The sequence below is a fragment of the Arthrobacter gyeryongensis genome (assembly GCF_039543785.1).
Taxonomy (GTDB): domain Bacteria; phylum Actinomycetota; class Actinomycetes; order Actinomycetales; family Micrococcaceae; genus Arthrobacter; species Arthrobacter gyeryongensis.
This window is the reverse complement of the sequence record NZ_BAABKK010000012.1, coordinates 136,581-147,205: the sequence shown is the minus strand read 5'-3', so window position 1 is coordinate 147,205 and position 10,625 is coordinate 136,581. Positions and strand designations below refer to the sequence as shown.

The window sequence follows — 10,625 nt, the reverse complement described above, 5'->3', positions numbered from 1 at the left end:
TCGATCCGCGGTAAGGGAGCGGGAAGCTCAGTTGAAGGCGGAGATGCCGGTTATGTCGCGGCCCACGATGAGCGCCTGCATGGAGTCGGTTCCCTCATAGGTGGAGACGACTTCCATGTCGGTCATGTGGCGGATGACGTGGTTCTCCAGGAGCAGGCCGTTGCCGCCCAGCAGGTCGCGTGCCTCGTTGCAGATCCACTTGCCTTTTTGGGCGGTGGCCATTTTGACCATGGACGCCTGGGCATTGGTGAGCTGGCCGCGGTCGGCGAGTTCGACCATCCGCGTGCACAGCAGCTGCATGGTGGTCAGCTCGCTGAGCATGTTCGCCAGCCGGGATTGAACCAGTTGGTAGGACCCGATCGGCTTGCCGAACTGGTGGCGGGTCTGGGCATACTCGGCGGCAATCTCGAAAACTGCCATGGCATGGCCGACGGCTTCCCAGGCAGCCCCGCCACGGGTCGCCTGCAGGACCCGGGACACGTCGCGGAAGGAGTGGCAACCTTCCAGCCTGGTGGCCGCGGGCAGGCGCATTTCCTCGATGACGATGTCGGCCTGCAGGATGGCCCGCTTGCCCACCTTGCCGGTGATCACGGTGGGGGAGTAGCCCGCCGGGTAGCGGCCGTCGTCGTTCTTTTCGACAACGAACGCGTTGACGTTCCCGTCCTCGGTGTTGCGAGCGAATAGGACAATAACGTCCGCGACATGTCCGTTGCCGATCCACCGCTTGTGCCCGTTGATCACCCACTGGTCCCCGTCGCGGCGGGCATGGGTTTCCAGCGCGACGGAGTCCGAGCCGTGGTCCGGTTCGGTCAACGCGAAGGCTCCTGTTTTTTCAATCCGTGCCAGGGCAGGAAGCCAGCGTTCCTTTTGCTGTTCGCTGCCGAGGATATTCAGTGCTCCCATGCAGAGATTGGAGTGCACACCAAGGAAAGTGTTCAGGCTGCCGTCCGCGCGGGCCATCTCACGGGCCACCATGCCGGCGGCTTTGCGGCTCATGCCCGGGCAGCCATAGCCCTGGATGATAGTGCCGGTGATGCCCAACTTAGCCAGCGGAGGCAGCAGCATGGCGGGGAACTCTGCCTTCTCCCAGTACTCGTTGATGACAGGCAGAACTTGATCCTCGGCGAACGCCCGGACCTTGTCCCGGATGCCGATCTCCTCCGGGCTGAGGTCATCATCCAGTTGGAAGTAGTCGGAGGTTGCTGTTTGACGGTCGGCCGTTGTGCTCATCTGTGAACCTTTCAAATGCAGTACTGAGCCGGTCTGCGCCGGTGCCGGTCGGGCTGTGGTGTGGACCTTGGAGGTCAGCGGCGGATCGAGCCGCCGTCGACCACCAGCGTTTGCCCGGTCACGAACCCGGCGCCCGGGGAGAGGAAGAAACGGGTAGGGCCAACATAGTCCTCGACCACTGACGCCCGTTTGATGGCCCTAGTCTCGATGTTCTTGGCCTCGCCACCGGCAAGTTGGGTGGCCAGCGGCGTCATGACCAGTCCTGGGGCGATTACGTTGACCGTGATGTTGTGGGCACCCATCTCCGCGGCGAGGCTGCGCGAGAAACCGATGATACCGGCCTTGGACGCAGCGTAGGCTGCCGCGCCGGCGGGCGCCTTGAACACGGTTCCGGAGGAGAACAGCACGATCCGGCCGCCATCCTCCACCAAGTCGGCGACACCCTGGATGAAGTTCAGCGTTCCGTGCAGATTAAGGATGAGCGCACGTTCCCACTCGGCCTTGGGCATGTCCATGAACGGGCCGAAGACACCGACGCCTGCGCAGTGGACCAGCGAGTGGATGCTCGTGCGGCCCTGCGCCGCGAGGGACTCGCGCACGGCGGCCGGGGCGTCACCGGCAACATCGCCGGCCACGTAGTTCACCCCGTCAAGCGGGTTGCTGGGCAGGGACCGGGAGACAGATGTGACCTCCCAGTCGTTCCTCAGATCTTTGGCTAAGGCTTCGCCGATGCCGGATGAGCCTCCGCTGAGGACCAAAGCCGGGCGATTGCTGTTGTCCGTCATCACTTGCCGCCTTCAATAGTGGACTCAAGGAATCCGATAATCAGGTTCCAGGTCTCCTGTGGGTGGGTGATATTCGGGCAATGTTTGTACGGCAACAACTCGGCTCGGGCGTTGGAAAGCACAACCTGAAGGTTTTTGGACCAGCCGCTTTCCAGCAGCGTGTCCCCGGTGCACTCCACGAGGAAAACTGGGGTTGCCACGCCCTGAAGGGGTACGGGGTACGGGTCGGCCGGCCGCTCAACCTTGAGAGCCTCCGGTACCGGCATGTGTGGTGCCCGCATCGCAGTGAAGTGCCCGGGCGCCGTTGCCCAGTGCATGCGGGCCTCGAGCTGGTCTACCGTGCCGGCGGATTCGTCGCACAGGATGTCCACGATCTCTTCGAGACGGGCCCTGGTGCCATCGAAGTCGCCGATTCTGGCCATGCCCGGTGCTTTCCACGGGCCGCCGGTGCCGTTGATGGTGGTGACCGAGGCGATCCGCCCGCGATATGCCTCATCTGCAAGTGCCCGCAGGGCAACCGAACCGCCAAAGGAGTTTCCGACGAGGTGCACGGGCCCGGTGATGCCGAGCTGGTCCAATAGGGCGAAGATGTGGCGGATGCGGAAGGCGAACGGTGAGACGTCCACCCGGATCGACTTGGCCGATCCACCGTAACCGAGGAAGTCGGGGGCGATGACGCGGAATTTCGCCGCGGCCAGGGGAAGGATGTGGCTCCAGGTCACGTCCGAGCTGCCGCCCCAGGCGCCGTCGTGCAGGAATACAACGGGAACGCCGTCCTCGGGGCCTCCGGAGAAGTACCGGGTTTCCAGATTGGCGACGATCGTCGTCGTCTCAGTGATCAATGATGTCTCGGTGAGCAAGGGAGTCTCCGGGGATGTGGTTTGGGATGGTATGTAAGCAGGGAGCTGGTCAGTCGAGGTCGTAGTCTTCCGTACGCACATGGCTGGTGCGTTCAAAGTATTCGCGGGCCGGCAGCGGCCACATGATGGTGGAGCGGCCCTCGGCGTTCATGTACCAGCTGTGGGTCTTGGACCAGCCCCAGGTGCGCTTGGCGCTGGCTTCGGTGATCTCTTTGTCGTATTTGGCAAACACGTCAGCGCGCACGGACATGGCACGGTGGCCGCCGACTGCCAGCGTCTTCACGGCATCGATCATGTAGTTGGCCTGGCATTCGAGGAAGAACACCAGGTTCCCGTGAACAACCGTGTTGGTGTTGGGCCCGTACATGCAGAAGAAGTTCGGGTAGCCAGGCAGCGTCACGCCCAGGTAGGCGCTCGCGTCGATGCCCCAGGTCTCGTGCAAGTCCTTGCCCCCGACGCCTGCCACGGACATGGGCAACAGGAAGTCGGACGCCTTGAAGCCGGTGCCGAGCAAAATGATGTCGGCCGGGATGTGCTCGTCGCCAAGCCACACGCCGTCGGAGTCGATGCGGTTCACTCCCTGGCTGATCAATCGGACGTTGTCCCGCTTGAGCGTCTTCACCCACGTGCCGTCGTCGCAGATGACCCGCTTGGCGGCCGGCGGGTAGTCGGGGGTAATCTGCTTGCGCAGTTCCTCGTCGTCCCCTGCCTGCGCTTCCAAGTATGCGGTCAGCTCTTGGCGCAGTGCCTCGTTGGCGGCGGAGACCGAGACCTCGGTAGGCGGGAAGTCTGGGTCAACGGTAGCGGCCGGCAGGTTGCCGATGAGCCGGGGCAAGAAGATGGAGAAGCGGTAGTACGCGCGGTACTGGTTCAGGTTGCTCAGAAGCCAGCGTTCACCGTATTCGATCTCCTGGCGCAGCATCGGGGTGGGACGTAGCCACGGGGCGCTGCGCTGGAAAATGGTGACCTTCTCGGCGACTTTCGCCACGGCGGGTGCGAATTGCAGGGCGCTGGCGCCCGTGCCAATGACGACGACGCGCTTGCCGCTGAAGTCGACACCGTGGTCCCACTGGGCCGAGTGAACTACGGGGCCTTTGAAGGCATCCAGGCCCGGAAGGTTGGGGATCGAGGGCCGATTGAGCTGACCCACGGCGCTGACGACAATGTTGGATTCGATGGGTTCCACGACGCCTGCAGCGGTCTTGGTTTCAAGGGTCCAGGTTCCCGTTTCCTCGTCCCAGCGGGTGGCCGTGACCTCGGTGCCGAAGACAACATGCTCAAGCAGGCCGTTATCGGCTGCGAACTGGTGCAAGTAGCCGTGGATCTTGTCCTGGCGGCCATAGTGGGTTTCCCAGTCGTGCTGGACAAAGGAATAGGTGTAGATGTGGCTCCGGACATCGGTGCGGCAGTCGGGGTACGTGTTTTCCCACCAGGTGCCGCCGACGTCCAGGCTCTTCTCAATGATCTTGAACGGAACACCCGCCTGCTTCAGCCGCAGGCCGGCCAATAGGCCGGAGAACCCTGCACCGATCACCACGGCGTTGAGTTGAGTGTCCGGGGCGATGTCCTGGAGCATCCACGTGGGCTGGCGCGGGTCCACGTTGTTGGGGGTGAATGCGACCGGAGCCATGGCCTGGGCATCTTCGTTTTCGCCGCCCATCAACCACGTGGAAAGCGTTCGCCGCAGCGACTGGTCAGGGACAGCTGCCCATTCGTCCTGGGTGGCGAGGAAGGGAGCGAGCAGTTCGAAGCAACAAGCGCGGGCTTCCGCCTCGGTTGCCGGATCCAGGCCGCTGAGCGGAAGCGTCTTCAGGTTCGGCCGCCATTCATCGCGCAACACCGAGCTGTCGCCAGTGACGTGGGCCGTGAGCATGACCAAGGCCGGCACCTGGGCAGACTCGAGGTGGGCGGCGAGTTCTTCTTCGGTGACCTGCGTCGAATTGCGATCCAGGGTCTTGTTCATTTCTTCTCCGTAAGGCAGTTATATAAGGGAGCAGCGGGCTCGTCGGCCGTCAGCGTGTCCAGCAATCAAGGCTGTCAAGGAATGGCCGCACCGTTGCGGCGACCTCCTGCGGGTTTTCGAAGGCCACGAGGTGTCCGCCTTTCGCAAAGCGGAGTTCGGCACCTGCGATCGAAGCAGCGAGTTGTTCGATGGCCGCACGGGGGGTGCTCCGGTCGTTCTTGCCGCCGACGACGAGGGTTGGTGGCGGTGAGTCCGTATGAAAGGCGCCTACCTGGGTCATGGCCTCGAAATATTCGGCGATGGTGCTGCCGCCTGCCCTGAGGAACTGCGCGCGGGCCTGCCGGACCAGGGGGTCGGCCGCGTTTTGCGACTTGTCGCCGAACCAGCGGTGCATCGTCATTTCCTCGGCCCGTTCGAGCCCGTTCGGGGACCGGACCTCGGCTGCTCGTGCCAGGGTTCCGCGGGTCGCTGCGTCGTCGTACGCTCCCCGGGTTGCCATCAGGATCTGTGCGTCCACGCGGTCCGGAAAACTGCCAGTGACGGCCTGGGCAACCATGCCGCCCAGCGAGATGCCCAGGATGACCGAGCTCTCGACGTTTTCGGCGTCCCACATCGCGGCGATGTCCTGGGCAACGAGTCCTAGGGTGGGGGCGTAATCTCCGTGCGTGCTGCTGCCATGTCCGCGGAAGTCCAGAGCGAGCAGTCGGTACTCTTTGCCGAGCGCCTCAGCCAAGGGTGCGTACCAGGACCCGTCCAGCGCCAACGAGTGCAGGCAGGTGATCAGGCGCGGACCTTCGCCGTACTGGCGATAGGCCAGAGTGGTTCCATCGGTGCCGGCAAGCTTTTGCAGGGCCTCAGCCAATCTGGTTCTCCTCCCTGATACGCTGTTCGGCGAGTTCGACTTCGCTCCGAAGGCGGTCGGACATGTCGTGGAAATAGGATTTGAACAGATCAGAGTCCCTACGCATCTCCTGGCGTCGCGGCCGCTCGAGCTCGATCTTCATATCCACCACCATGCGGCCGGGCCGGCTGGCCATCAGGATAACGCGGTCGCTGAGCAGGATTGCTTCTTCGAGGTCGTGGGTTACAAATATGACCGTGGGCCGTTCCGCTTCCCAGAGCTGGGTGAACTCCTCCTGCTGGATCGCGCGGGTCTGTGCGTCAAGGGCCGCGAACGGCTCATCCATCAACAGGACCTTCGGGTTCTGCACCAGGGTACGTGCGATGGCAACGCGCTGGCGCATGCCTTGCGAGAGGTGCAGAACATCGGAGTCGGCAAACTCGTGCAGACGGACGCGGCGGAGCCAGGCCTCGGCACGTTCGCGCCGATCTTCCTTGGGCACTCCGCGGATTTCCATCCCGAGCTCGACGTTGCTGCGGACCCGGCGCCAGGGAAGAAGAGCGTCACGGGCGAACAGGAAGGCCGCGTCGTTGCTTCCGGGTCGCACCTCGTGGCCGTCGATGCGGACTTTCCCGCTGCGAGGCTTCAAGAGGCTGCCCACCATGCCGAGGGCCGTCGTCTTGCCGCAGCCGGACGGGCCCACAATGCTGACGAACTCGGAAGGTTCGATTCGCAGGTTGAAGTTGTCCAAGACCCGCACCGGCCGGTTGCCGTGGAGGAAGCTGTGGTTCACGTTCTCGAACTCGACGGAAACACCTTTAGCTGTGGTGGGCTGCGCTGCCGTTTCAGTCACGACAGTCTCACCATCGCCGTTCGAGCGGAGGGTGGTATTGGGCATTATCGCTCCAGTCATTATGTGGGGGCCGACCCGGTTGGCAGTCTTCCTTGGCTGACGTTGCTGAGCCGGCACCAAGGATGATCACGCCGGAACAGCAAGAACATGAGGAAACCGGAAGGCTGATCCTGTGGTGCACGTCACCCACTGGTCCATGAATCGTTGAACACCTCGGCAAAAGAGTCAAGGAAAAGGCGGCCCATCCGGGGCTATCGCCTCGATAGCGATTAGGACATTGCTCCCGGTCGCGAATGGACGGAAGCTGTCTCAAACGCACCATTGCCACGAGGGCCCGCCGTGCGTGGGAACAGCCGCACACACAGGGCGCGCATCAATCAGGAGGACGTCGGATGACGAGCACAGTCACCACCACCCGCAAAAAGTCGGGCCAGACCACATTCGATTTCACGGGCCAGGTCGTCATCGTGACAGGTGCTTCCGGAGGCATCGGTTCGGCCCTTGCCGACAAGTTCGCCCAGGCCGGCGCTGATCTGGTGCTGCACGGACGCAAGGCCGAGGCGCTGGAAGCGAAGGCCGCCCAAATCCGCGAACTCGGACGCAAAGCGGTCGTGGTTACCGGCAACATCAAGGAACCCGAGACCGCCGATGCGCTGGTCCGCGCCGCCCTGGAGGAATTCGGCCGCATCGACGTCCTCATCAACAACGCTGGCGGCAACTTCGCAGCACGCCTCGAAGACCTGTCCGCCAACGCCTGGAACGCGACGATCGGCACCAACCTCACCGGCGCCTTCCACGCCTCGGTCGCTTGCCTCCCGGTCTTCGAGAAGCAGGGTGGCGGCAACATCATCAACGTCGGCTCGGGTTCGGCGAACTACGCCCACCCGATGCGTGGCGCATATGCAGCTGCCAAAGCAGGGCTTGCCTCGTTGACCAAGACGATGTCCTGGGAATGGGCAGACCGCGGCGTGCGCGCCAACTGCGTCGAGCCTGGCGCCACCTTGACCCCATCTTCGCGCTTTGCCTCGCCGGACGTAGAGAAGTCCTTCGGTGAGTTCCTGGCCCTGGGCCGTGTGGGCCTGCCGGAGGAAGTTGCCGACGCTTGCCTGTACCTGTGCTCCGACGCTTCGAGCTTCATCACCGGAACGGTCCTGCAGGTCACCGGAGGACCGCACACCTCGTCGCCTTTGGACTCAAAGCTCGTCCGGGCGCCGCGCAATGCGTAACTCATCCAGCATTACCCAAGACAGCAAGGGAAGGGTTTGACATGGGAACGATCGCCAAGGCGGAAACTCTGCCCGCCTCCGCAGACTCGCCGGCCTACAACGACAGCACGATCCTCGCCGAGCGCCGCCGATCAAAGATCAAGCGGGAGCTGACCGTTTGGGCGCTGCGGATCGGCGCGCTCGTCGTCTTCGTCTTCGGCTGGGCCTTCGCGACCGGCCAGCGGATCGTGGATCCTACGCTGGTTTCGACCCCCGGTGAAGTCGGAACGTCCTTTGTCAAGCAACTGGGGGATGGAACCTTCTGGGTTGATGTGACCGCGACCTTCAGCGGGGCCATGGCCGGCTTGGTCGCCGGTGCGGCCCTGGGTATCCTGGCTGGCGTCATCTTCGCCCGCGTTGAGGTTCTGCATGTTGCGGCCAGGCCTTTTCTGACCTTGATGAACAGCCTTCCGCGCCCGGCATTGGCGCCGATCTTCATCCTCTGGTTCGGTCTGGGGTTCGGCCCGAAGGCCCTTGTCGCCTTCAGCGTTGTGTTCTTCGTGCTGATGACCAGCACGATGGGTGCCTTGCAGGGCATTGACCACGACATCAAGCAACTGACTCAGTCGCTGGGTATGACGCGGAAGCAGCGCTTCTTCAAGATCGAACTGCCTTCGGCGCTGCCGTCCATCGTTGGCGGCCTGCGCCTTGGCGCGGTGTACTCGGTGCTCGGTGCAGTGGTCTCGGAAATGGTCGGCGCGTACACCGGCCTGGGCCAGCGGCTAGTCGTGGTGACAAACAACTTCCAGGTTTCGGAGACCTTTGCCATCCTGCTCGCGATGGGCTTCTTGTCGATGATCCTTGACCTTTCCATCTCGGTCCTGCAGAAGCTTGTGACCAAGTGGACGCGATAGCCAGGCATCGGCCCGGCAACCATCCATATTAGGGCGACACCGGCAGGGGCGACGCTGCCCTGGCCGGCGTCTGTATAACAAAAGGACGCCATGCACATCGTCGACTCCGGCCAAGCAATTCCCGCCCACCGGGTGGACCACTCTCAGCTGTTCAGCCTGGCTGGCAGCTCCTATGTGGTTCTTGGGGCCGGCGGCGGGATCGGTGAGCACGTCTGCAGGACGATCGTTGGGATTGGCGGCCGCGTCCTATGCGTGGATATCAACGAGGAACCGGTGGCCGCGGTTGCAGCTTCACTGCGGATGCCCTTCCTCGCGTCGTCGGCAAGCACGGCGGGCTGACCGCTCCCGGCTATGGGCCCGCCAAAGCGGCCTTGCAGGTGTGGGTCAAGCAGATGGCTGCCGAACACGGACCCCGCGGCGTCCGCGTCAATGCCGTGGCGCCCGGGCTCTTCCTTTCACCCAGATACCTGGCCAGGGAACGAAGCAGCAGCGATGCGCAGGCACTGGCTGCCCGCCCCATGCTCAGGCGGCTCGGCCAACCATTCGAAATAGCCGCAACCATCGCGTTCCTGTTGTCTCCGGCAGCCGGATACATCACGGGTACAACCATCCCGGTCGAGGGCGGTTCCTTGTCGAGGGACTCTACGGGGCTTGATGCCTTACCGGGGTGATTCCAGGCGGGATTGTCGTCTGAAGCGCTTTGTGACCGACGAGGGATTCCCCCGCCGGGAGTGTGGGCGGAGTAACGTGGCCATCATTGGCCTGTGGCCGTGTCAGACAAGGAAAGGGCACCATGAGATTTGCGCAGCTGCGCTACCTGGAGGCAGCGCTTCGGACCGGTTCGTTCCGGCAAGCCGCCAAGGAACTTGATATCTCCCAGCCGACCATCACCAACCAGGTGCAGCGGCTCGAAGAGGATTTGGGCGTTATCTTGGTGACTCGCGGCGCCAAAGGCGTACGGCCGACCTACGCGGCCGATAGGATCATGCCCCACGTCGTCGCCGCAGTCCAGGCGGAGAAGATGCTGCGCGCCGAAGCCAGTGCGATTGGTGGGCTGAAACTGGGGACAGTCCGGCTCGGCACGGTGCCGGCCGCGTCCCAGACGATCCTTCCCCGGACGGTCAAACGCCTGCTGACCGAATTCCCCAACGTGCGTTTCGAGGTCGACGAGGGCCCGTCGAAGCACGTTGTCCGTGGCGTCCTCAGTGGCCAAATCGACGTGGGCCTGGTGACGCGCCTGCCCGGCATCGAATTGACCCCGGCCGAGGACGCCTTGTTGCACCATATCGACCTGATCCAAGGCAGACTGGTGCTGGCGGTACCTGAGGGACATCGGCTCGCCGAGAAGGACGACTTCCAACCGTCCGACCTGGAGGGTGAGCCGCTGATCTTCCCCGCGGAATCAAGCATCCTGCGTGTGGCGTGGGAACGGTTGCTCGAGGGCATCGAGGCGAGAATTGTCTACACCACGCCCAACGCGGAGGCATCGCAAGCCATGGTGCGCGCCGGCGTCGGCATCTGCATGGCAAACACGCTTCTCGATTCGACCGTAAGCGGAAACGGTGTTTCGCTCGTTCCGCTGCCCTTCGAGTGGGCGCATGCATGCACCTCTGCCATCGTCAGGAAGGACGAGGCCAGGTCCTCGGCCGTCCAAGCGTTCCTGCGCCTCCTACGGGAAGCCGCCAAGACCTTCTAGCTGCCGGGCCACCCCCAGAGGGTGGCCTCGCCGGGTTGGTGATGCCGCCGTCGTGCGGGCCATTTGCGCGCCCCCACGACGGCGGCAGACACCTGCCCCCTTCCGCTGATCCCGCTTTTGTACGGCCCTGTTTGCGTGCCGTCGCTGTGCCGTGTCCGCGGGTCTTCCGATAGCGCAGTGGTATCACCCTGCCACGGCTGGCGAGCTTCCCAGGGCCGGGTTCGCTCACGAGACTGAAATCACACCGGGCGTGACCACTATCCGCCCGGATCCGACGT

The 10,625-nt window shown here is 63.7% G+C and carries 11 protein-coding genes; 5 read left to right on the top strand and 6 right to left on the bottom strand.

Annotation, left to right across the window (positions count from 1 at the left end; translation table 11 throughout):
- Positions 1-27: 27 nt before the first annotated feature.
- The 6 genes from ABEA18_RS10905 to ABEA18_RS10880 all read right to left on the bottom strand — a co-directional run bounded on the left by ABEA18_RS10905 (position 28) and on the right by ABEA18_RS10880 (position 6,577).
- Positions 28-1,230 (bottom strand): acyl-CoA dehydrogenase family protein, encoded by a 1,203-nt coding sequence (locus ABEA18_RS10905; protein WP_345449402.1) that lies wholly within the window; start codon positions 1,228-1,230, stop codon positions 28-30.
- 74 nt (positions 1,231-1,304) lie between these two features.
- Complete coding sequence (locus ABEA18_RS10900) at positions 1,305-2,015, bottom strand: SDR family NAD(P)-dependent oxidoreductase (RefSeq protein ID WP_345449401.1); 711 nt, start codon at positions 2,013-2,015, stop codon at positions 1,305-1,307.
- Positions 2,015-2,875 (bottom strand): alpha/beta fold hydrolase, encoded by an 861-nt coding sequence (locus ABEA18_RS10895; RefSeq protein ID WP_345449400.1) that lies wholly within the window; start codon positions 2,873-2,875, stop codon positions 2,015-2,017. The genes ABEA18_RS10900 and ABEA18_RS10895 overlap by 1 nt, the downstream gene beginning before the upstream one ends.
- A 49-nt stretch (positions 2,876-2,924) precedes the next feature.
- The gene (locus tag ABEA18_RS10890) at positions 2,925-4,838 is read right to left on the bottom strand and encodes a flavin-containing monooxygenase (RefSeq protein ID WP_345449399.1); all 1,914 of its coding nucleotides are present in this window, start codon (positions 4,836-4,838) and stop codon (positions 2,925-2,927) included.
- A gap of 49 nt (positions 4,839-4,887) precedes the next feature.
- On the bottom strand, positions 4,888-5,700 hold the full coding sequence (locus ABEA18_RS10885; RefSeq protein ID WP_345449398.1) for an alpha/beta fold hydrolase: 813 nt from the start codon (positions 5,698-5,700) through the stop codon (positions 4,888-4,890).
- A complete protein-coding gene (locus tag ABEA18_RS10880) occupies positions 5,693-6,577 on the bottom strand; it encodes an ABC transporter ATP-binding protein (RefSeq protein ID WP_345449397.1) in 885 nt (294 codons plus the stop codon). The genes ABEA18_RS10885 and ABEA18_RS10880 overlap by 8 nt, the downstream gene beginning before the upstream one ends.
- 347 nt (positions 6,578-6,924) lie before the next feature.
- On the opposite strand from ABEA18_RS10880, the gene ABEA18_RS10875 reads away from it, so the two are divergent.
- The 5 genes from ABEA18_RS10875 to ABEA18_RS10855 all read left to right on the top strand — a co-directional run bounded on the left by ABEA18_RS10875 (position 6,925) and on the right by ABEA18_RS10855 (position 10,347).
- Entirely contained in the window at positions 6,925-7,758 is an 834-nt protein-coding gene (locus tag ABEA18_RS10875) for an SDR family NAD(P)-dependent oxidoreductase (RefSeq protein WP_345449396.1), read from the top strand.
- Between the two features lie 41 nt (positions 7,759-7,799).
- Positions 7,800-8,651 carry an ABC transporter permease gene (locus ABEA18_RS10870; protein WP_345449395.1) on the top strand — a complete coding sequence of 284 codons (852 nt, stop codon included), beginning with the start codon at positions 7,800-7,802 and terminating at the stop codon, positions 8,649-8,651.
- Positions 8,652-8,741: 90 nt separating this feature from the next.
- Positions 8,742-8,990, top strand: coding sequence for an SDR family NAD(P)-dependent oxidoreductase (locus ABEA18_RS10865; protein WP_345449394.1), 249 nt, complete (start codon positions 8,742-8,744; stop codon positions 8,988-8,990).
- Positions 8,900-9,322, top strand: coding sequence for an SDR family NAD(P)-dependent oxidoreductase (locus tag ABEA18_RS10860; RefSeq protein ID WP_345449393.1), 423 nt, complete (start codon positions 8,900-8,902; stop codon positions 9,320-9,322). Before ABEA18_RS10865 ends, ABEA18_RS10860 begins: the two co-directional genes overlap by 91 nt.
- 122 nt (positions 9,323-9,444) lie before the next feature.
- The gene (locus ABEA18_RS10855; RefSeq protein ID WP_345449392.1) at positions 9,445-10,347 is read left to right on the top strand and encodes a LysR family transcriptional regulator; all 903 of its coding nucleotides are present in this window, start codon (positions 9,445-9,447) and stop codon (positions 10,345-10,347) included.
- The last annotated feature ends 278 nt before the right edge of the window (positions 10,348-10,625 follow it).